This window comes from Paenibacillus sp. SAFN-117 (assembly GCF_051966115.1).
Taxonomy (GTDB): Bacteria; Bacillota; Bacilli; order Paenibacillales; family NBRC-103111; genus Paenibacillus_L; species Paenibacillus_L residui.
The window spans coordinates 130,614-152,702 of the sequence record NZ_JBQCLK010000005.1 but is presented as its reverse complement, the minus strand read 5'-3'; the positions used below and the strand labels follow the sequence as shown (position 1 = coordinate 152,702).

Annotated in this window: 19 protein-coding genes and 2 pseudogenes; 16 read left to right on the top strand and 5 right to left on the bottom strand. The window is 51.1% G+C overall.

Features of this window, described 5'->3' with window-relative positions; all coding sequences use genetic code 11:
* Nucleotides 1-39 precede the first annotated feature (39 nt).
* From ACTHRH_RS05320 to ACTHRH_RS05290, 7 genes are all read left to right on the top strand, one after another.
* Nucleotides 40-2,916: a Na+/H+ antiporter subunit A gene (locus ACTHRH_RS05320; RefSeq protein ID WP_144941075.1), complete on the top strand. Its 2,877-nt coding sequence runs from the start codon at nt 40-42 to the stop codon at nt 2,914-2,916.
* Between the two features lie 2 nt (nt 2,917-2,918).
* Nucleotides 2,919-3,257, top strand: a complete 339-nt coding sequence (locus ACTHRH_RS05315) for a Na(+)/H(+) antiporter subunit C (RefSeq protein WP_144941077.1) — start codon at nt 2,919-2,921, stop codon at nt 3,255-3,257.
* On the top strand, nt 3,250-4,734 hold the full coding sequence (locus ACTHRH_RS05310; RefSeq protein ID WP_440414443.1) for a Na+/H+ antiporter subunit D: 1,485 nt from the start codon (nt 3,250-3,252) through the stop codon (nt 4,732-4,734). The genes ACTHRH_RS05315 and ACTHRH_RS05310 overlap by 8 nt, the downstream gene beginning before the upstream one ends.
* 1 nt (nt 4,735) lies before the next feature.
* Complete coding sequence (locus tag ACTHRH_RS05305; protein ID WP_144941081.1) at nt 4,736-5,215, top strand: Na+/H+ antiporter subunit E; 480 nt, start codon at nt 4,736-4,738, stop codon at nt 5,213-5,215.
* Entirely contained in the window at nt 5,212-5,505 is a 294-nt protein-coding gene (locus ACTHRH_RS05300) for a Na(+)/H(+) antiporter subunit F1 (protein ID WP_144941083.1), read from the top strand. The genes ACTHRH_RS05305 and ACTHRH_RS05300 overlap by 4 nt, the downstream gene beginning before the upstream one ends.
* Complete coding sequence (gene mnhG, locus ACTHRH_RS05295) at nt 5,489-5,857, top strand: monovalent cation/H(+) antiporter subunit G (RefSeq protein ID WP_144941092.1); 369 nt, start codon at nt 5,489-5,491, stop codon at nt 5,855-5,857. The genes ACTHRH_RS05300 and mnhG overlap by 17 nt, the downstream gene beginning before the upstream one ends.
* Before the next feature lie 82 nt (nt 5,858-5,939).
* Nucleotides 5,940-7,634, top strand: coding sequence for a M3 family oligoendopeptidase (locus ACTHRH_RS05290; RefSeq protein WP_440414440.1), 1,695 nt, complete (start codon nt 5,940-5,942; stop codon nt 7,632-7,634).
* A 212-nt stretch (nt 7,635-7,846) separates the two neighbouring features.
* On the opposite strand, the gene ACTHRH_RS05285 is transcribed toward ACTHRH_RS05290, so the two are convergent.
* Entirely contained in the window at nt 7,847-8,452 is a 606-nt protein-coding gene (locus tag ACTHRH_RS05285) for a TVP38/TMEM64 family protein (RefSeq protein ID WP_144941086.1), read from the bottom strand.
* Between the two features lie 165 nt (nt 8,453-8,617).
* Between ACTHRH_RS05285 and ACTHRH_RS05280 the strand changes: the two genes are divergently transcribed.
* Both ACTHRH_RS05280 and ACTHRH_RS05275 read left to right on the top strand, forming a co-directional pair.
* Complete coding sequence (locus tag ACTHRH_RS05280; protein WP_440414438.1) at nt 8,618-8,803, top strand: hypothetical protein; 186 nt, start codon at nt 8,618-8,620, stop codon at nt 8,801-8,803.
* A gap of 41 nt (nt 8,804-8,844) precedes the next feature.
* The gene (locus tag ACTHRH_RS05275; protein WP_440414436.1) at nt 8,845-8,967 is read left to right on the top strand and encodes a hypothetical protein; all 123 of its coding nucleotides are present in this window, start codon (nt 8,845-8,847) and stop codon (nt 8,965-8,967) included.
* A gap of 44 nt (nt 8,968-9,011) precedes the next feature.
* On the opposite strand, the gene ACTHRH_RS05270 is transcribed toward ACTHRH_RS05275, so the two are convergent.
* Entirely contained in the window at nt 9,012-10,682 is a 1,671-nt protein-coding gene (locus tag ACTHRH_RS05270; RefSeq protein ID WP_440414434.1) for a Ger(x)C family spore germination protein, read from the bottom strand.
* Nucleotides 10,679-12,123: pseudogene (locus ACTHRH_RS05265) on the bottom strand (spore germination protein). Before ACTHRH_RS05265 ends, ACTHRH_RS05270 begins: the two are co-directional and overlap by 4 nt.
* A gap of 454 nt (nt 12,124-12,577) precedes the next feature.
* Here ACTHRH_RS05265 and ACTHRH_RS05260 point away from each other — a divergent pair.
* Nucleotides 12,578-13,882 carry an MFS transporter gene (locus ACTHRH_RS05260; RefSeq protein ID WP_440414432.1) on the top strand — a complete coding sequence of 435 codons (1,305 nt, stop codon included), beginning with the start codon at nt 12,578-12,580 and terminating at the stop codon, nt 13,880-13,882.
* Between the two features lie 218 nt (nt 13,883-14,100).
* Here ACTHRH_RS05260 and ACTHRH_RS05255 read toward each other — a convergent pair whose 3' ends face one another.
* The gene (locus ACTHRH_RS05255) at nt 14,101-14,745 is read right to left on the bottom strand and encodes a DUF2306 domain-containing protein (RefSeq protein ID WP_440414430.1); all 645 of its coding nucleotides are present in this window, start codon (nt 14,743-14,745) and stop codon (nt 14,101-14,103) included.
* 101 nt (nt 14,746-14,846) lie between these two features.
* Nucleotides 14,847-15,467, bottom strand: coding sequence for a TetR/AcrR family transcriptional regulator (locus ACTHRH_RS05250; protein ID WP_144941090.1), 621 nt, complete (start codon nt 15,465-15,467; stop codon nt 14,847-14,849).
* A gap of 571 nt (nt 15,468-16,038) precedes the next feature.
* Between ACTHRH_RS05250 and ACTHRH_RS05245 the strand changes: the two genes are divergently transcribed.
* The 6 genes and pseudogenes from ACTHRH_RS05245 (at nt 16,039) to ACTHRH_RS05220 (ending at nt 22,073) form a co-directional block, all read left to right on the top strand.
* On the top strand, nt 16,039-17,313 hold the full coding sequence (locus ACTHRH_RS05245; RefSeq protein ID WP_440414428.1) for an acyl-CoA thioesterase/bile acid-CoA:amino acid N-acyltransferase family protein: 1,275 nt from the start codon (nt 16,039-16,041) through the stop codon (nt 17,311-17,313).
* A gap of 12 nt (nt 17,314-17,325) precedes the next feature.
* Nucleotides 17,326-17,945: pseudogene (locus tag ACTHRH_RS05240) on the top strand (ATP synthase beta subunit C-terminal domain-containing protein).
* Between the two features lie 144 nt (nt 17,946-18,089).
* A complete protein-coding gene (locus tag ACTHRH_RS05235; protein ID WP_379287680.1) occupies nt 18,090-18,824 on the top strand; it encodes a winged helix-turn-helix domain-containing protein in 735 nt (244 codons plus the stop codon).
* Nucleotides 18,825-19,014: 190 nt separating this feature from the next.
* The gene (gene trxB / locus ACTHRH_RS05230; RefSeq protein ID WP_379287678.1) at nt 19,015-19,953 is read left to right on the top strand and encodes a thioredoxin-disulfide reductase; all 939 of its coding nucleotides are present in this window, start codon (nt 19,015-19,017) and stop codon (nt 19,951-19,953) included.
* 42 nt (nt 19,954-19,995) lie between these two features.
* Nucleotides 19,996-20,238 (top strand): glutaredoxin family protein, encoded by a 243-nt coding sequence (locus ACTHRH_RS05225; protein WP_144940219.1) that lies wholly within the window; start codon nt 19,996-19,998, stop codon nt 20,236-20,238.
* A 500-nt stretch (nt 20,239-20,738) separates the two neighbouring features.
* Nucleotides 20,739-22,073: an ABC transporter substrate-binding protein gene (locus tag ACTHRH_RS05220; RefSeq protein ID WP_186328452.1), complete on the top strand. Its 1,335-nt coding sequence runs from the start codon at nt 20,739-20,741 to the stop codon at nt 22,071-22,073.
* Nucleotides 22,074-22,089: the final 16 nt, after the last annotated feature.

The window sequence follows — 22,089 nt, the reverse complement described above, 5'->3', positions numbered from 1 at the left end:
AGAAAAAGAAACAAATTGAATGGTTAAGGAGGAACTGGATTGTCTATGCTGCATGCTGCTATCATGATTCCATTCATTATCGCTATCCTGGTGCCCCTGCTTTATAGGCGGCTGCACCGCATTCATACGGGATGGTTTATCCTGCCGGCACCGGTCGCCCTGTTTGCGTTCTTCCTGGGGCAGCTTCCTTCGGTCAAAGAAGGGGAGACCGTCACTTCCACCGTTTCATGGATTCCTTCGCTAGGAATCGACATTACGGTTTATCTGGATGGGCTCGGGTTATTATTCGCACTCCTGATTACGGGAATAGGCTCGCTGGTCGTTCTCTATTCTATCTACTATATGAACAAGAGCAAAGAAGCGATCCATCACTTCTATGTCTACTTGTTCATGTTCATGGGAGCTATGCTAGGGGTTGTGCTGTCCGACAACCTGATGGTTCTGTACGGTTTCTGGGAGCTGACGAGCATCTCCTCCTTCCTGCTGATCGCCTTCTGGCACCATAGGGAGAGGTCAAGATACGGTGCACAGAAATCGATGCTGATCACCATCTTCGGCGGATTGGCGATGTTCGCCGGATTCCTTCTGATCTATGTCATGACCGGAACGTTCAGCATCAGGGAAATTATCGGACAAGCGGAAATGATGGCGGGGCATTCGCTGTTTGTCCCTGCTTTGCTGCTAATTTTGCTGGGTGCTTTCACGAAATCGGCCCAGTTTCCGTTCCATATCTGGCTGCCGGACGCGATGGAAGCTCCGACTCCGGTTAGCGCCTATTTGCACTCGGCCACGATGGTCAAAGCAGGACTGTATTTGGTGGCCAGATTCAGTCCCATCTTCGCCGGGCAGCCGGAATGGTTCTGGCTCGTATCCGGATTCGGGCTGCTCACATTAATTTACGGCTCCTTCCGGGCCTTCCGGCAGACGGACCTCAAGGCGATGCTGGCCTTCTCGACGATCAGCCAGCTCGGTCTGATCATGAGCTTGCTCGGCCTTGGCTCCGCCTCCGCCTTCTATGCAGGTACCGGCGAATCGTTGTTCTACACCATAGCGACGACAGCGGCCATTTTTCATCTGATCAATCACGCTGTCTTCAAAGGGGCCCTGTTTATGGTGGTCGGAATTGTCGATCACGAGACGGGGACGCGGGACATTCGCAAGCTGGGCGGACTGATGTCGCTGATGCCGGTTACTTTCTCCGTCGCGCTGATCGGAACGTTCTCCATGGCGGGCTTGCCGCCGTTTAACGGATTTTTGAGCAAGGAAATGTTCTTTACGGCGGTGCTGAATATTCTGCAGATGGATATTCTGAATATGCAGACCTGGGGTGCTCTATTTCCGGTCGTCGCTTGGGTGGCGAGCGTCTTTACGTTCGTGTACAGCATGCTGCTGCTGTTCAGGACCTTCACGGGCCCGCTGCAATCCGACAAGCTGGAGAGGAAGCCGCATGAAGCTCCGGCGGGAATGCTGATTCCCCCGGTAATCCTGGCATCGCTGGCCGTAGTGTTCGGCTTGTTCCCTAATCTGTTGTCTTATACGCTGATTGAGCCGGCTATGGCCTCCATTCTGCCGAACCTGCTCTCGCCGGGGGACAAGTTTCTCGTTTCGATCGATTTCTGGCACGGCTGGACGGCGGAAATCTTCATGACTCTTGGCGTAGTCGGCGTCGGAACGCTCCTGTACCTGTGGCTGGGCAAGCCCGGCAAGCTTCACCGTGTCCGGTCCAGCCGCTTATCGCTTAACGGCGCCTACGATTTCGGGCTTCGCTCGCTCGAGCAGGGCTCCAATCGCCTGACCGGCGCTTATATGACCGGCTCCATTCGGCATTATTTGCTCTACATCTTCGCCTTCTTCATCGTCATTCTGGCGATAACGATGATTCGTACGCCGGGCATAAGCCTGACCTCGGCTAACTATGCGCCGGTGGCGCCGTTCGAGACGGTCGTGGCTATTGTTATCATTTTGGCGACGATTGCCGTTCCGTTCGCACGTTCCCGTCTGATGGCGATTATTTTCACTGGCGCGATCGGCTATATGGTCACCTTGTTTTTCGTGCTGTTCCGGGCTCCGGACTTGGCTCTGACCCAGATGATCGTCGAGACCGTATCGGTCACTTTATTCCTGCTGTGCTTCTATCATCTGCCCAAGCTTAGGAAAGAGAAGACAGCGCTGCGGTTCAAAATGTCCAATTTCATCATTGCGGCCGGAGTCGGCGTTATCGTAACGCTGATTGCACTGGGGGCCTTGAGCGGTAAATCGTTCGAGTCCATTGCGGACTATTACCTCAAGCACAGCTATGACCTCGCAGGCGGCAAAAACGTCGTAAACGTCATCCTCGTAGACTTCAGAGGATTCGATACCATGCTGGAAATTGTCGTCCTCGGCATTGCTGCGCTCGGCATCTTCGCATTGATCAAGCTGCGGATGGAGGCCGGCGTTGATAGCCTCAAGCCGCGCAGCGCGAAGGAGTCCGCGGAGACGGGGCTTCATTATGCGAAAAGCAACGATGTCATTCTGAAGACCGTGTCCAAAGTAGTTATCTACATTATTTTGACGTTCGCGGTTTACTTGTTCTTCGCGGGTCATAACGATCCGGGAGGCGGTTTTATCGGGGCGCTGGCGACTTCGGCCGCGCTCGTCCTGCTATCGATTGCATTTGGTGTGAAACGGTTCGAGACGGTCTTTCCGATCGACTTCAAAAAGGTGGTAGCGATAGGGCTTATGACGGCGCTGCTGACTGGGATCGGTTCCTTGATTTTGGGCGTTCCCTTCCTGAGTCATGCATTCGGGCACTTTAATCTGCCGATTCTGGGAGATACGGAGCTGGCAACAGCAGTTTTGTTTGATTTGGGCGTCTATTTGGCCGTCGTTGGCGTTGCCATGACCATCATCTTCACGATTGGGAGGGACAATTAGGCATGGAACTGATTATATCGTTGGCTGTCGGCATTCTGTTCGCCGTCGGTGTATACCTGATATTAACCCGAAGCCTGCTTCGCATCATTCTGGGGACGTCTCTGCTGACCCATGCCGTCCATCTGCTGCTGTTGACGATGGCCGGGTTAAAAACAGGGGCTGCTCCGCTGCTTGGCAAAGGCGCGGAACATTTTGTCGATCCGCTGCCGCAGGCACTCATTTTGACATCGATCGTCATTAATTTCGGGGTGACTTCCTTCTTTTTTGTATTGGCTTACCGTTCCTACAAGACGTTGGGAACCGATGATATGGAAGAGTTGAGGGGGACAGAGGATGAATAACTTCTTGGTATACCCGCTGCTTATTCCGCTGTTTACCGCAGTCCTTCTTATCTTTTTCAAAGAAAGGATAGCTGTGCAGAGAGGGATCAGCGCAATCAGCGCATTGCTCAATCTGGCCGTGGCCTGCTTCCTGGTGTATCAGGTGAGCTCGGACGGCATTCAAACTTTGCATATGGGAGGTTGGATTCCGCCCTACGGCATTGTTTTCACCGCGGATATGTTCGCCGCTCTGCTGGTGCTGATTACCGCCGTCGTTGCGGCCGGCTGTCTGTTCTATGCCTTTGGCAGTATTGGCGAGGAGAGGGAACGAAATTATTTCTATCCGTTCTTTTATTTTCTGCTGGCCGGGGTGACTGGCTCTTTCCTGACGGGGGACTTATTTAACCTGTTCGTGTGCTTCGAAGTGATGCTGATCGCTTCCTATGCGTTGATCGTCCTTGGTGGAACGAAGCGTCAGCTAAGAGAAACGCTGAAATATATACTGATCAATATCATATCCTCCACTTTATTCGTCGCTTCGGTCGCTTACCTGTATGCGGCTGTCGGGACTTTAAACATGGCACATCTGTCTGTCCGCGTGGCGGAGGTGGGGCAGGGGGGCATCCTGACGGTGATTGCTATCCTGTTTCTGATCGTTTTTTCCCTGAAGGCGGGCTTGTTCCTGTTCTTCTGGCTGCCCGGCTCCTACAGCGCACCGCCGGCCGCCGTGACGGCTTTGTTCGGGGCTTTATTGACCAAAGTGGGATTATACGCGATTATTCGTACCTTTACTCTCATTTTCTATCACGAGCCGGACGCGACCCATACGTGGATCAGTTGGATGGCTGCCGCGACGATGATCCTGGGCGGGCTTGGGGCGGTTGCCTACAACGATATCCGTCGCATTCTGAACTATAACGTAGTCGTCAGTGTCGGATTCATTGCTTTCGGACTGGCCGCAGCCACACGGGATTCTCTCGACGGGGTCGTTTTCTATCTGATGCATGACATGATAGCCAAAGCTCTGATGTACTTCCTCGGAGGCATGGTCATTGCGGCTGCCGGCACCCACCGTTTACAGGAGATGGGAGGGATGATCAAGCGGCATCCGTGGATGGGATGGATGTTTTTTGTCATGGCGCTGTCTCTCGTCGGAGTTCCTCCGCTGAGCGGATTTATCGGTAAGGTGTTGATCGTCCGCGGCGGTCTGGATGCGCAGATGTACTTGCTCGCCTCTCTCGGTTTGGCATCGAGCCTGATCGTACTTTATTCCATGATGAAAGTATTCATGCAGGCCTTCTGGGGAGAAGAGAAGCTTAACCCCGAGCGTCCATCCGTGAACCTGAGAGGGATGGCGGGAGCGGCAACGGGAATGTTTATTCTCATGATTCTGCTCGGGCTTGGCTCCGAATGGGTCTACTCGTTCGTTTCTCAGGCAGGCAACGGATTGTTCAGGCCGGAACTGTATATTGAAGCTGTGCTAAAAGGAGTAGGATGAGATGGCAATCCAAATACTGCTGAATCTTTGCGTCGCGCTGATCTGGATGTTTTTGAACGATGACTGGTCCGCAGCCGGTTTGATCGTCGGTTACTTGATCGGGCTGCTGTTTATCGCGGTTTCCAAGAGCTTCTGGCCGCAACCTTTTTATTTGCAAAGAGTATGGGCGGTGGTGAAGCTGCTGATTCTGTTCCTGAAGGAATTGTTCCTATCCAGCTTCTCGGTCATCCGCCAGATTCTCCGGCCTAAGCTGGACATTCGTCCGGGAATTTTCGCCTTCTCGACGGAGTTGAAATCGGAGTGGGAGATCACACTGCTCTCCTGCCTGATTTGTCTCACACCGGGAACGCTCACCCTGGAGGTTTCCCGCGACGAACGGACCTTATATATCCATGCCATGGATATCGAGGATGCGGAATTGCTTTCGGAGCAAATCCGAGGGACGTTTGAAAAGGCGATAATGGAGGTGACCCGAACATGATTTCCAACATACTGCTTATATCATTATTCATCATTTCGCTGGCTACTCTGGGCTGTATGTATCGTCTGCTTAAAGGCCCTTCCATGGCGGATCGGATAGCGGCTTTGGATTCGATAGGCATTAATTTGCTGGCCATGGTGGCGGTTCTGTGCATGCTGCAGAAAACCCAGGCCTATCTGGAAACCATTCTGTTGATCGGGATCCTCAGCTTTATTGGAACGACGGCATTCGCCAGATACATTGAAAGAGGTGTTGTCATTGAACGCGGAGACGATGAGCATGATCGGTGAACTGATTATAGTCTTATTGGTTTTGTTCGGCGCTTTACTGAGTGCGTTAAGCACGTTCGGCCTCATCCGTCTTCCCGACGTCTATTTGAGATCGCATGCGGCTACCAAAAGCGCGACTTTAGGGGTGCTGTGCATTTTGACCGGGGCTTTCCTATATTTCATGTTTTACCTCGATCAGGTCAGTGCCAAGCTGCTTCTAGGAATCGTGTTCGTCTTTATAACGTCTCCGGTAGCCGGTCATCTCAATGGCCGGGCGGCCTACAGAACAGGTGTTCCGATGTGGGGGAAGAGTGTGCAGGATGATCTCAAACCGGCATTGAAACGGGAGCGGAAACAGGACTCTTCATCCTGATCTTCGTATGGAAAATGTTGTAAAAACCTTACGAGGGCAGTAAGATAGTTAAAGGAATCTCTTATAGAAAGGATGAAGGGAAATGAAATTCAGCGAGCTGGTTTACCGTCGGCCGGATTTAGAGCAGATGGAACAACGCTTCAAGGAACTGCTCGGAGAAATGAATGCTGCGAAGAGCTTCACAGAGCAAGACCGGGCGATGACGGCCATCGTCAAGCTTCGCAACGAGTTTGAGACATTGAAGGAGATCGCGGCCATCCGCCATTCCATCGATACCGACGACGCTTTCTACAAAGCGGAGCAGGATTACATGGATGAAGTCGGACCGATTATGGACGAGCATGTGACTGAATATTACCGGGCTCTGGTCCACTCGGCATTCAGGGAAGAGCTGGAGCACAAATACGGAAAACAGTTGTTCCGGATTGCGGAGCTGTCGCTTAAGACCTTCCATCCTTCGGTCATTGAAGATTTGCAGCGGGAGAACAAGCTTGCTACGGAATATGGAGTGCTCATCGCTTCCGCGAAGATTCCGTTCGAGGGGGAGGAGCGGACACTGGCGCAGTTGGCGCCGTTCGCCATGTCGACCGACCGGGATATGAGACGGCGCGCTTCCGAGGCCAAGTATCAATTTCTGGCGGAGAACGAGCGGGAGCTGGACCGGATTTTCGACGATTTGGTGCAGGTGCGTACGAAAATTGCGAAGAAGCTTGGGTTTGCCGGCTTCATTGAGCTGGGTTATGCGCGGATGCTCCGCACGGATTATAACGAAGAGATGGTAGCCGTCTTCCGTAATCAAGTGTTGGAGCATATCGTTCCGGTCGCGACGAAGCTTAAGGAGAGACAGCGCGAGCGGATCGGCGTCGAGCGGCTGCGTTATTACGATGAAGATTTCAGCTTCAAGTCGGGCAATCCTGCACCCCAGGGAGATGCGGATTGGATTCTGGAGAACGGGGCGAGGATGTATGCAGAGCTGTCGCCGGAGACCGATGAGTTCTTCACCCGGATGGTGGATAGCGGGCTGATGGATCTGCTCAGCCGCAAAGGCAAGCAGAGCGGCGGGTACTGTACCTTCCTGAACGATTACAAGATGCCGTTTATTTTTGCCAATTTTAACGGCACATCGGATGATATCGGCGTCCTGACGCATGAGGCGGGCCATGCCTTCCAGGCGTATGAGAGCCGGGATTTGGACATGCCGGAATACCGGTTTCCAACCTTTGAAGCGGCCGAAATTCATTCCATGAGTATGGAATTTATCACATGGCCCTGGATGGAGCTGTTTTTCCGCGAGGAAACGGAAAAGTATAAATTTGCGCACCTGGAGGGGGCCTTGCTCTTCATTCCTTATGGCGTAGCCGTGGATGAATTTCAGCATTTCGTGTACGGGAATCCGGAGGCGACACCGGACGAACGCAAGCGCGCATGGCGGGACATCGAGCGCAAATACTTGCCGCATCGCGACTATTCGGGCAACGATTATTTGGAGCGCGGCGGCTTCTGGCAGAAACAGTCGCATATTTATCAAGCGCCCTTTTACTATATCGATTATACTTTGGCCCAAATTTGCGCTCTTCAGTTCTGGCAGCGGATGACTACAGACAGGGAATCGGCTTGGCAGGATTATATGAAAATATGCAAAGCGGGCGGAAGCTTGTCCTTTACGGAGATCGTGGAGTTGGCGGGGCTCGTGTCACCTTTTGAAGTCGGCTGTGTGGAGTCCGTTATCGGAGACATCGAAAATTGGCTGGACAGCGTTGACGACAAGGGGCTGTAGAAAGGGGACCGCTCGCGGCCCCGATCAGGTTCAGTGGGGGCGAAATAGAAGTAGAAGTGCACTTATTTTGCTTCAAACGGCTCAGACGAGGCGGAATAGAAGCAAAAGTGCACTTGTTTCGCTTTATAGGCCCAAACGAGGCGAAATAGAAGTAGCAATGCGCTTATTTCGCCTCGAATGGCCCCATTCGCCCCAATCGCCTCAGCGGAGGCTCAGGATTGGTAGCGTTTTTCGATTCTCTTCCCCAGGTACCAAAGAATTATAAGGCCGGCGATGACGAACACTATCCGCCAAGGATAGGCGAAGAAGCCCTGCCAGTCATGCCCTACGAAGGAGATCATAAACACCATCACGCCTTTGCCGAGCATAACGGAGGCTAAATAAATCCTTACGGGGACGGTGCTGATTCCTGCCGCCAGATTGACGAAGAAAGAGGGAGTGAACGGAAAGCAGTACATCAGAAATAACGGGGTGAAGCCCTTTCGTTCAATCCAGGAGAAGAAGCGGTCCGCCTTCGGATATTTGTTCGACACGTATCGGCTGAAGCGTCCTCCGAACCGGCGGGCTGCTATAAAGACTAGGAAAGCCCCGAGCACCGTTCCGATCCAGGAATACAGGAAGCCTAACCACAATCCATAGGCGGATGCATTGCCTGCAACGATAATAAATAGGGGCAAGAACGGCAGGAGAGCCTCCGCCGCCGGCAGGGCAATTCCGGGGAGCGGTCCGAGTGAGGAGTAGCGATACAGCATTTCCTGGATCTGATTCTTGTCCAACTGTGCAAGATATTGATAAATGGGTTCCAACCACTCCAGCATGAATCCACCTGTCCTTGAGCTTTATTGGTTTTGTTGCTTAATGATGTTACTATTTCCATTATAGTCAAAAGAACAGGCATAAGAAAACCGTCCTCTGTCGGAACCCCGGTTGGACCAGGGACGGGATGCAACCCGGACCAAGGTCGGAGGAGGGCTGAGTTTCATATGCATCAAGGCATTAAGAAAACGATTAAAGCTCTGGGGCTAATCGTCCTGTCCGCTGTGCTGCTTTTTCGCGCTTCTATGCCTGTTTCAGATTTTGTTCGTGTTGGGCGTATGGTATCGGGATACTTATATGTAGTTATGGATCGGGTTCCATTCTTCCTTCCTCTCCGGTCATTCTTCGCCTAATGAAAGCCGCCAGCAACAGAAGAAGGGGGAGTGCGATCAGAATGATGAACGAAAAGACGGAAGCGGTCGTGAAGAAATGGACCACCATTTTCTGGAAATTAGGAGTCGCCCAAATGCTGAACGCAATCAAAATAAAGCTGAACGGAAAGACGATCGGACGATAATCAGTCAGCTTCAGACATTGGGTGGTGCCCAGAACGAGAGCATATTACCACATGGAAATTTGTACAAATCCCCCAAGCATCCACAGAACCATGACAATCGATTCCACGTGCTCGAGGAAATCGGCGAGACTTATGTATCTTGAGGCTATAAATACAGGGAAATTGAACGTAGCCGTATTGTTGCCCAATAACAGCAGGCTGGTAAATCCGGTAACGATCATCGTGATCAGCATGCCCAGCACTGCGAGCATCCCCCGGCGCAGAGTCTTCGACTGGTCATGGACATACGGAAAGAGAAACGTAATAAGTAAAAATTCCATAAACCAGGCGTGCGAAATAATAGAGCCTTTGAGTGACGGAATTATACCGTTTTCCATAACCGGCAGCATATTGTCCACACGGTAATCCGGAAGCAGCATCAAGAACAAAACCAAAATGAGAAGCACAAAAACAGGGGCAACAATGGTAGAGAAGCGCCCCAGCAATTCGATGCCCCCATGCACGGCGAACGCGCTGACGAAGACGATGCACCCCATAACAACATTGATCGGAGTCCGGGTTAAGAGAGTGCCGACGATGAACTCCCCATATTCCCTTATAATCAATCCGCTGGCATGCATTATGAAGAACAGAAATATGCCTGCCAAAAGCTTGCCGAACCAGCGCCCGAAAACCTGCTCCAGCTGCTGGACAATAGTTTGGTTCGGAAACAGCCGATGCAATTTCCACGCTAAATAAACGGTCAGAAATCCGCTTGTCGATCCCCAAATGGCCGACAGCCATAAATCTTTCTCGGCGTTTTTGGCCATCATGGACGGCCCAACGACGTTGAGAGGAGTTGTATTTTGCACAATATCATCTTCGGTATCGATCTTCACCGTAATGTTCCACTTGTCCCCTTCGATATGGGGGATCAGCCTTGTCCTGTTTTTTTTGAGAAAAAAGGCAACGGATCCCTCAACCCCCTCCATGGAAATGCTGACAGTCGCTGTCTTGATTTCTTCCCTCAGCCACATCACTCCCCGGGTCGCCTTTCGGTCAATCACTCCGGTCATTGCTCCGTTTTGGAAAACAGCAGCGCCGTATAAAATCGGACCTCGTTTATTTTCATTCAGATTGTAAATTTCAATGACCGGTAGAATGGCGGCTTCCGCCGGATGAGTGAGCATCTCCTGGAAATTCTTTAGCGTGACGTTCAGACCCGTCTCCTCCTTCGCCAGTTCCTTAAGAACTTCCGAAATGTCACCTTCCAGAGAGCTCGGGAGCTTGAGAATTTCTCTGGCTTCATCTTGACTTACGAAAAGCTTGGCGCGTTCGCGCGGTCCAGGGTGCCTGAGCAGGAAATCGATGTGGTCGAGAATTCCTTCCTTCGCAACTTTGCGGCTGAATATGTAAATTTTATTATGGCCCCAGAATACCTGACGAGGCAGCACCTCCTGCAGCTTCGCCGTAGCTTCCGCTATCGTTTTCCCCTTGGCTGATACGACAATCGTCTCTTCATTTTCACTTCCCTGTGCCCCCTGCTCGCCGCCAGAGGAGATTTTGGCAACAAAGAGCAGGACCGACAGCAGAAGCTGCTTATCTTCTGTCAAATCCAGTGCGGTTGCGGTAATGATGGCCAAATCATTGAGCTCCGTCCGGTTCCAGCAGCCGGGCAGCAATAAAATGGAGGCCAGCAGGATGAAGATGATCGGCATTCTCCAATTCTTCTTCATGCTTGCTCATCCCCGGTGGAAGGATCGGGCTGTTGATCGGTTCCTTGCCGATATTTATTCCACTTTCCTGTCAGATGCGGACGGACTTGATTCTCCCATATCGGAGATTTGACAAGAACGTCTCCTAACTGCTTCGTTTTTAACGGAGCGAGAGGCTCCAGGTAGGGAACACCCAGGGAGCGCAGGGAGAGCAGGTGGATTAACAGCAGGATAACTCCCAGCAGCAACCCGAACAGCCCGAGAAAACCGGACAGGGCGATAATGGGAAAACGGAGCAATCGGACAGACGCCCCCGTTGAATAGTCCGGGATCAGGAAGCTGGCAATTCCCGTAATAGCAACTACGATAACCATAGGCGAAGACACTAATCCGGCTTGAATCGCCGCCTGGCCGATGACCAAACCGCCGACGATGCTTACGGCAGCCCCTACTTGTTTAGGCAATCTGGCACTCGCTTCGCGCAGGGCTTCGAAGGTTATTTCCATCAGAATGGCCTCCACCAGAGCGGGAAAAGGAACCTGCGCCCTTGAAGTGGCATCGTCAGTACAAGTGTCGTCGGGATCATCTCCTGATGGAACGAAACAATAGCCACATAAAAGGAAGGACCGAGCAATGCGACGAGAAGAAACAGATACCGGAGCCAGCGAATGGCGGTCGAAATCCAATATCTCTGATAGTAATCTTCGGGAGATTGAAGCAGCGAGAAGAACGTTACCGGGGCGACTAGGGACATAGGTGTTCCATCTACCAGAATAACGACTCTCCCTTCCATTAAATTGGCGCCGGCTACGTCGGGCCGTTCGGTCTTGAGAAACTGGGGAAAGGGAGAATACGGATGATCTTCAATCATTTCCTCGATGTACTCGCTGTCCAGAATAGCGTCTATATCGATCCGCTGCAGACGATTGGCTATTTCTTCGATCAACACAGGGTCTGCAATCCCTTCCATATAAGCAACAATGACCCGGGTTTGCGAATAATGACCGATATTCCACGTCTTCATTTTGAGATGGGGAGATTTAATTTTCCTCCGAAGCATGGCCGTATTGTCGCGAATCGATTCCACGAATCCTTCCCGGGGCCCTCTGACGACGGATTCCGCACTTGGTTCTTCGATGGACCGCTTCTCCCATTTTGTCAGTCCGAAGGAAAGTCCCTTGGTTAATTGATCGATAATCAAGACAGAGTTGCCTGCTGTGATTTCTTCGGCGGCATCGGTCAATGATTGGACACTTTTCTTCGAAGAGACGGCAATGTGGCGGAGGATGTCCTCCATATCCTGATCACAAACGCTGCTTTCCTTCAACGGAGTCAGCACCTGCTGATCCAGCAATTCCGTATCGGTCAGCCCGTCGATATAAATCAGCACGGCCTCGGTTTGTCCGCCGATGCGAAAGGAGTGAAAGACAATATCGGAACAATCCGCGAACGTATCTTTCATATGGAACAAGTTATAGTTTAAATTTGGCGTGAAGTCAGGCAGCGGCTCCAGTTCCGAATGATGGATGACCGGAGGTATGCTTCGCCGAAACCGTAGGATGGATTTCAATGATTTCCGTCTGTAGCTCATATATATCTCCCGTCTTTTACCATACTTTTGCTTATTATTAGCATTAGCGGAGCTCTTCTATTCGGAACGGTGCAGGAAAGAGAATAATACAGGGAGAAATGCCGGAAACAATCGTTAGACCAATTGTTTCCCTTGTCAAAGTAGAAATGAAGTAGTATCTTGGAAAAATAATAGATTAGGAGGCGTTACATAATGAGGAAAATGAATGGAAATAGGGCACAAATTAGAGGGATTAACGCATAGAGGCCCTGTAAACTGCGTGATTCCCTGCAATCTGGAAGCCCGGGGCACAAGCGCCGGACTTTAAGGGAAGGGGCATCATGTTTTGAAGAAGGATTTACAAACATTGGAAGGACGTATGCGGGATTCGGAGGAAGCAAACGCGCTGCAGCCGGTCTCGCTTGATTTAAGGAAAACCGTTCCGTGGATTATTTTCGTGCTTTTTTTCGCTGTGTTGAATGAAACCGTCTTTGTCGTTTCGACGCCAAGCATCGCTGCGGAGCTTGCGCTGAAGCCTTCCGAAGTGAGTCTGGTGCTGACCAGCTTTATGATTATTTTCGGGACGGGATCCATCGTATACGGCAAGCTTTCCGATATGTACAGCCTTAAGAAGATGGTGATGATCGGATTGTTGATTTATGGCGGGGGTTCGCTGCTCGGTTTTCTCGCGCACCGTTATTATCCTGCGGTCATTGCAGCCCGCATCCTTCAAGGAATTGGCGGCTCGGCCATTCCGACGCTGCTTATGATCATGATCACCCGTTATTTCAAATCCCGCGACCGGGGCAAAATGTTCGGAATCGTTGGATCGACGGTTGCTTTAAGCGAGGGAATGGGGCCCGTCATCGGCGGGTTTATTTCGGAAAGGCTTCATTGGTCATTTCTGTTTATCATCCCGCTGTTTACCCTGCTCTCGATTCCGTTCTTTCTTAAAACACTGCCCGAGGAGCAGCCCCGCGGGGGGAAAGCGGACTTCATCGGCGCTGTGCTGTTTGTTGCAGCAACCGCCTTATTGATTTTGTATTTGACGGATTCCCGCTGGCCTTATCTCGTGATCAGCCTGATTCTGTACGGCGGGTTCGCCGTTCACATCCGCCGGGTTGAAGAACCCTTTATCGAGCTCTCCATGTTGACAAATGGAAGATGGGTGAGGGGCTTGCTGTCCGCCATAGCTCTGTTTGGTACTATGGCCGGTTTATTGTTCATGGTCCCGCAGATGCTCAGCCAAGTGCATCTAATGACGGCAGGCGCGATAGGCTGGGTTATGTTCCCGGGGGCCATCAGCCTGGTTTTCTTCGGTGTATACGGGGGCACCCTGGTCGATCGCAAAGGGTATTCCCGGGTCTACTATATCGGCCTGGCCTTGTATATATCCAGCCTGTTATTGCTGTCGATATTAGCGGGTGCCGCGCCCTGGCTGCTGTCAGCGGTGCTGGTTGCTGCATACGTCGGCTTTTCGTTCCTCAAGACGTCGCTGGCGACCGGCGTTTCACAGACGCTGACCGAACAGGAGGCCGGTGTCGGGATGGGAATGCTGAATCTGGTCAGCTTCTTGTCGGAGGCGGCAGGGATGGCCCTTGTCGGGAAAATGTTGGCTGACGGAGTGCTGGAGATCCCTCTGAACCGATAATCACCGCGTCTTCCGCCCATTCATACAGCAATCTTTTCTTTTCTTTCGCGGTCATTATTGCGTTAGGGGCTGTTTTGTATTTTTCGGCCTTCCGCCGAAGCAGATAATGAAGTGTACGGTTCGTACGGCTCTTAGTGAAGCGGTCATGAACCTTATACTTGTAAAGGGCGTCTGTTCAGCCAGACGCCCTTGTTTTTCTTTTTTTCATATGGGTCTGCTTATTTAGGGAATGATGATCGGGCAGGTAAAAGCGGCTTCCGCCGAACAAAGATTTCCGCAAGGAGGAGATTAGGCACCCAGGCGAGCCAAGAGATAATAGAATAGCTAAGATCGAAACGTTCCGGACCCAAAATCAAAACGAATAGAGGCAGCCATATCCTCAAGGTGACCGCTGCGAAAGTTAAAGAATAATTTCTTATCATCCACTTCTGATGGCTGAGTACCTTCCGGTGCTTGATCTGATGAAGTGCCCGGTACGCGGAAATCAACCATAGAACGGATAAGGTGCCGAAGCCCAGCTTTCCGGCCAGTCCTCCCGATGCATATAAGGCCAGGTATAGTCCGGAGCCGCCTCCGAACAAGATCCCCAACATGTAAAGTTTCCCCAAATTACGATGACGCTGCAAATTCCTTTCTCTGAATGAAGCGGACAAGGTAAAAGGGCCGATTACCAATGAGACCGCACTTGCGGCAATATGCACAGCCAGCATGGCGTACCAGAAGGAATTCAAAGGAATCTGGGCCATTAATTTGGAGATCACCAAGCCGGCACGGTCCGCACCAATGACAAAATATTGCACGACGGCATATCCCGCTACCAAAAAGGCCAGGATAGTCATGCTTCCCCATAACTTTTTCTTCAAATGCAACACTCCCGCCTATTTTCATTTTATTGGAGTCTACTCCCTTTTTCCCATGATCGTGGTTATTCTTCCTTGCCGGACCGGATCGTTCTCGGACCAGCCTATACCGGGCGGGTCTTCAAGCCTTGGATGAAGGCATCAATATGGAAGAAGACCAGCTGCTCTCGCTTCACCCAATCAAATTGCGGGAAGGATAATAGCAGCGAAGTCAAACCATGCAGATGCGCCCACAGGGTTTGGCTGATTAACGCAGCAGACTGCTTCGAATCGGGAAGGGGAGAGGCGAAGTAGTTCTCCTGCAGCAAAGCCTCGACCACCTTAACCAGAAGCAGGAAACCGTTATAACGATCGCTTCTTATAAGCCAGGTGACATTGGTTTCCAGATTATCCGTAAAGATCAGCCTGTAATAATCCGGCTGGTTCAACCCGAAACAGATATAAGCCTCACATAGGGTATGGAGCCTGGTTTCGAGCGATGCTTCCAAGTTATTGTCGAAAGCGGTCTTTAACTCGTTATAGAATATGCTGTAACCTTCCTCCAACAGACAGTACAGGATTTCCTCCTTGTTCTTGAAATAAATGTATATCGTCGTTGGAGAATAACCGATGCGACCCGCAATATTTCTCATGGAAACATGGTTATATCCTTGGTCCAGGAACAAATGCCGAGCAGCATCCATAATTTCCTTCCGGACTTCCTGCGGTTCCCTTCCGCGTCTCATTCTTATTCCTCCCTGCCCAAAATGTTGGTTAACACCGTTAACTTAACAGTGTTAACTTATCATGGAAACTATTTTCTGTCAATGATGTCCATTTTAAGTGGACCTGATTTAGTTGCCGGAACTTTTCTCAATAGAAGGGTAATAGATGCCTCAAGAATGGAGAGATGGTGCGGAATCCTTCCCAATGGATGGAATATAGAAGTAATATGAGCTCCACGGCCGTTCCGCCCCAGACAGAGACCTTAATCGCTTTAGAAGGGCCTTTCGGTAAATTTAGCGTGGAAAACCTGAACGGTTCGGTTATAACGGATCCCAGAGACCTTAATCGCTCCAAAAGGGCCTTTCGGATATTTTAACGGATCCAGATGACCTTATCTCAAGAAAAACACGTGAAAATAGGAGAAATCTATGCAATAAGCGCAACTGTTTCCGTTAGTCTAAAATAACCGCCTGATTTGACGAAATAGAGTCTCCCTGTTCCGTTAGCCATGAAAATAAGTGACTCCATTGATAATTACTCTATAAAGTAATTAATGTTACTATATAAAGTAAATAAAATGGAGGTGTTGGCATGGAGTTAATTGTTGAACCGGATACAGCGTTAGTCGATCAGAAGGTAAGCATACGCATGACAGGTTTAGAGCCTGGCGAGCAGGTCACTCTTCGCGCCGCCATGACTGAAATGCCCGGGGCGGTCTATGAAGCAGAATCCTTCGCAACGTTTATAGCCGGGGTTAACGGGGAAGTACATCTGGATCAGCAAGCCCCTGTAGCAGGTACATATAGCGGGGTCGATCCAATGGGCTTGTTTTGGTCGATGAAGGTCAGTCATGTCCGCTATTCGATGACTCGCAAGCTGGATCAGCTAACTTTCGTGCCGGCAGCCTCCGGGATTATGTTATCGGCTGAGTCGGCAAAGGGGCGGGTGGCGAAAGCCAACCTTCAGAGGGAGTATGTAAGCTCGAAAGTGCTTGTACAAGATGTGAAGGAACACGGTCTGGTTGGAAAGTACTTTTATTTACCGGATCAGCCACCGGCACAGGGGGTGCTTGTGCTTGGAGGAGGAGAAGGGGGATTAGCTTCCTCTATGAACTATGCCGCCCTGTTTGCTTCCTATGGTTTTCCTTCATTGGCCCTGGCCTATTTCCGCTTCGAGCATCTGCAGGAACACCTGCAGGAAATCCCTCTGGAATATTTCTATCAGGCGATTGAATGGCTGCGGCACCGGCAGGAGGTTCGGCCGGACCGTAATGCGGTATTCGGGCGGTCGAAGGGCGCGGAGTTATCTCTTATCCTGGGCACGGTCTTTCCCGAAATCGGCTGCGTTATTGCTTCCAGTCCGAGTTCTACCGCCTGCATAGGACATATTGAACCGGGGGCCGATCATTCGTACAGGCGGTATTCATCCTGGTCGTACCAAGGGAAGGCGCTGCCTTATGTAGAATGGACGAATGAGCAGTGTGAGGAAGCGTTAAATTGCTTCAAAACGTACAAACGAATTGACCATATTCATAAAGCAGCATTCGAGCAATGCGACAGGCTGGAGGAAGTGACCATTCCCGTGGAAAAAATCGCCGGCCCTATCCTGATCATTACCTCTACGGACGATCATTGGTGGCCGGCGGAGCTTCATGGCGAAAGAATTGCGGCCAGGCTCAAGGCGAAGGGCTTCTCCCACAAGTTCGAGCATCTCCATTACGAAGATACCGGCCACTTGGTCCGCTATCCGTACATTCCGACCACACAACTGTCCATGAATGGAGGAACACCGTTCAACAATTACATCGCATCCTTGGAATCATGGAATCGGATTAAACAATTTTTAATGGAAATTTCTGATGAATAGAGGAGAAACCGGATGGAAGATTTACAGTTGAATGTTCCGCTTCTTCGCCGTCGTGTACCCAATTTGACGGTAGCCGCGAAAGCGGCCGGTCTAAGGCCCGCCACAGTATCGAACCTGTGTACGGGCAAAATTCCCGTAGGCCGTGCAGAGGTACGTACGCTGGTCATCCTTGCTTCGATTGGGGAGAAGCGGTGAATGTCGAAGCGCCTTACGGGCCATTGGACACCTTGATCCGGTTCGATATGGAGCTCCCCACAAGACAATTGTATCCGGCGATCGACCCCATACTGTCCACGTCCATCATTCTGGAAGGAGCACAGCTCGAATCCGCCCATTTAGCGGTTCAACAGCGGGCAAGAAAGGTGCTCCGCCGGTACCGGGAGCTGAGGCCTATGCTGCAAATCCAGGGAGCCGACAAGCTTGGCGAAGCCGATCGTATCCTGTATCATCGGGGTGAAAGACTGGAGGCTTTTCTATCCCAACCGTTTTATACGGCCGAGCCATTTACACAGAGACCGGGTCAATGGTGCTCCGTACACGAAACACTGGAGGATGTGAAGCTTCTTCTGGACGGCAAAGCCGATCATTTAAATGCAGAGGAATTGAAAAATATCGGCCGGCTGCCGCTGTAATCATGCATTCCGGCATAACCCACCTGCATAATGAGTAGGGTACAGGTCTCGATTGACAGCTGAAGAAGAAATTTTTTATGATGGATATTAAATCATGCGACGTTTAGCGTTTGACATGACTTTTGGACAAAGGAGTGAGTGCGGATGCAACGATTTGAAAACAGCGGTGCCGGAAGTGAAGTTCCTGTCGCCGTTGACCTGAATTCAGAGACAGGCCCGATCTGCGAGACTACGCGGAGAATTGTCATTGTGAGCCCGTTTCCCGCTTCCGTACGGTCTCTATTTGTTGCGCTGACGATTCGCTGTTTCGATGTCCTGGTCTTTCATCATGAGGATGATCCGGTTCTGCATACGATGGATAGCGATCTTATGATTATCGACCGGACCAAGGGCATTTTATCCAGTCCCATAGATATTAACACTACGTCAGACCGCCGAATTCTCTTCTTGTGCAAAGAGGAGGAAGCGGACTGTCCGCACAGTCACGTATTGGTATGGCCATGCCCGATAGAACAAGCGGTGGAGAAGATCGAGAAGCTTGTCGTCCGCAGCGATTCTTCGGAAGGACAGCAGAGCGGAGGCGATTTATTACGCTACAAGGATCTTGTGATGGACCTGAAAAAAATCACCTTACGCCAATGCGGCACCAAAGTGGACCTGACCAAAACCGAATTCGATCTTCTTAAAGGCTTGCTTCTCAATGGAGGAGTGATGTCCCGGGACGAGCTGATGTCCTTCGTCTGGGGGGACAGCTATTTCGGCGGAAGCAACTCCATCGATGTTCATATCAAGAGCCTGCGGCGCAAATTGGGCGACGATCCCAGAAAATCAAAGTACATCGCCACAGTCAGAGGAATCGGCTATCGGATTGCCGATTGATTCCAATCTAAACCAACCCTTCATGATCATTCATGGAGGTTTTTTTGTTCCAACAACTTTCTAATGGTATAAAAAGCTGCCGACATTATATTTCTTCATCAAACCTTCATGATGGGGGATCCCGGCCGTGCTATAATTTAGTTAAAATTATTTTCAATTAAGAATAATTATTACAGAAGGGGCTGATTGCATGTTATATAAATCCGTCATCATCGGAACGGGGCCTGCAGGCTTGACCGCAGCCATCTATCTGGCGCGGGCCAACCTGAATCCTCTGGTCATTGAAGGACCGGAACCCGGGGGGCAATTGACAACAACTACCGATGTCGAGAATTTCCCCGGATTTCCGGACGGGATTATGGGCCCGCAATTAATGGACAATATGCGCAAGCAGGCGGAACGCTTCGGCGCCGAGTTTTGTACGGGTTGGGTAAACCGGGCCGATTTGTCCAAGCGGCCGTTCACGCTATTGGTAGAAGGAATCGGAGAGATTCAAGCGGAGACCGTCATCGTATCGACCGGGGCTTCGGCCAAATATTTGGGCATCCCCGGCGAGAAGGAGAACGTCGGCCGCGGCGTCAGCACCTGTGCCACCTGCGACGGCTTCTTCTTCCGCAACAAGAAGATCATTGTCGTGGGCGGAGGAGATTCGGCGATGGAGGAAGCCGGCTTCCTGACCCGATTTGCTTCCGAAGTCTTTGTAGTCCACAGGCGCAACGAGCTTCGTGCCTCCAAAATTATGCAGGATCGGGCACGCGGCAACGCCAAGATTACGTGGGCACTGAACCGCACCCCGTTGGAAGTGGCGGCGGGAGAACAGGGAGTGACCGGTCTTAAGGTGAGGAACAATGAGACCGGCCAGGAAGAAATGATCGAAGCGAACGGAATTTTCGTGGCGATCGGTCATACGCCAAATACACGATTCCTCGATGGGCAGTTGACTACGGATGAGCAAGGTTATCTGATCGTGAACCCGGGAACGACCGAGACTAACATTCCGGGGGTGTTCGCCTGCGGAGACGTACAAGACAAGCGCTATCGGCAGGCGATCAGTGCAGCCGGAACAGGCTGTATGGCGGCGCTGGACTGCGAACGTTATCTCGAAGCATTAGAGCTGGAAACCGTTTAATTGTATAACCGTTGCTACTTTATTATTAAGGAGAGGATTCGGATGTCCGTTCATAAAGTCATCGTTTATACCAGCACTTATTGTCCTGCTTGCACACGCGTGAAGCATTTTCTAAACGAACAGGGAGTGGACTTTGAGGAGCGTAATGTCGACAAGGATGAAAAATACGCCGAGGATCTGTTGAATGCCGGCATACGTGCCGTTCCGGTTACCGTGGTCGGAGCAGAGAAAATCGTTGGCTTTAACCAAAGCGCACTGAGCAAGGTTTTGGCCGAGAGACCGTAAGAAAAGTGTTCGAATGAAAGAGAAACCGCCGTTATGGCGGTTTTTTGTTTATTTTCCATCTTTCGCCCTGGAGGAGCAAGTTGGACAAAATCCATTAAGACGCCTGTGGCGCGGCGCCTCATCAACGGGTCTTCATGTCCGATCGGATCAGTAAAATCGTCATAAATAATTTGGAGAAAATCACAAATTCTGTGAACAAATTTTCAATGTCCCTTGTTAGCCTTACCGTATAATGAGTGAAGAAAACCGGAGCAGCCTAGACATGAAGCCTTCCGAAGGATGGAGAACGGTTACATAAAGGGGGGACCGTCCTAAAAACGATGGGCACGCAGCGAAGCGAAATCTCAGAGGCGCAAGTCAAATGGTAAAAACGTTCACGGGCAAAGGAAAATAAGACTAGTCCGTTACTTTGAAAGCGCTTGTATACATCCGTTCGGATGGAAAAATAGCGAAGGACTCACACAGTAGTTAAATGAAAAAATGGCGGGGGAGGAATGGCAATGAGATACAAGTCGATGGCATCCGTAGGAACCGCTCTGCTGGCGGTATCGCTGCTGGCGGGCTGCACCTCCGGCGGCAAACCGGATCCCGGGCCCACGGGGCAAGTTCAGGAGAAGGACGATGGAGACAAGGGAAAGGATAAGGTCGAGATCAGCTTCTGGTATGGATGGGGAGGCCCGGAGGAGCAGGTGATCAAGAGCCTGATTGATAAATTCAACGCCAGCCAGGACCGTATTATCGTCAAAGGGACACTGGAAGCCGACTATAGTAAGCAGCTTACGGCCATTACGGCAGGGAGCCCTCCGGATGTGGCTTCGCAGTTTGGTAACAACAGCGTTCCTTACGGTGTGGACGGAGCGATGACGCCGCTCGACGATTATATGAAGAAAAGCGGAATAACTGCGGCGGATTTCGTCACCGGGGCTCTGGAGCAGAACCAATATGAGGGAGTCACCTACGCGCTGCCCGTGGCCATGCATATTTCGATGCTTCTTTACAATAAAGACATTCTCGCCGAGGCAGGCTACGATCAGCCGCCGGAGACGGTTCAGCAGTTGGCCGAATATTTCGATAAGCTGAACAAAATTGAAGCGGGAGGGGAAATCAAGCGGCTCGCCTTTAATCCGAACCTGCCGATCTATGATTTTACTTATTTGTTCGGCGGGAAATTTTATGACGAAGAGAAACAGGAGATCACTCCGCAGGACCCCGGCTTTCTGGCGGCGATGAAGTACAACGCGAATTTATGGAAAAAGGCGGGAGGCAGCGAGAAGCTGAGTCCTTTCTTCAATTCGTTGGGAGCGGTGAATACGGCGGACGATCCATTCTTCACGGGCAAATACGCGATGATGGTTGCGGGAGAATGGGTGCCGAGCTTTATCAAGCGGTTTGCTCCACCGAATTTCAACTATGGGATCGCTCCACTGCCATACGATGAGAAGCATCCGGACAAAAAAGGCTCCGCCTCCGTTAGTACCAGCACGTTCTATATTCCCAAAGGCGCCAAGCATCCGGACGAAGCCTGGGAATTCATCCGCTGGTTCCTGGAGCCGGAAAATACAGCCGAATTCAATGCCGGCATCGGCAATCTGCCTCCGGTGCTCAAGGCGATCGACCAAGACGTCTTCGAAGGGGTTCCCGGCTTCAAGGAATATCTGGAGGCTTCCAAAAATCCAAATCTGTTCAGCTTCCCGTCCATGCCCTATACCCCGCAATACCGGAATGAAATCGGCGTTGCCTATACCGAGGTGCTGGACGGCAAGCTGACACCGGAGGTGGCCGGCAAGCAAATTGCGGATAAAATGAAGCCGGTCCTCGAGAAGTATGCGAAATAACGGGAGGCCGCATCCG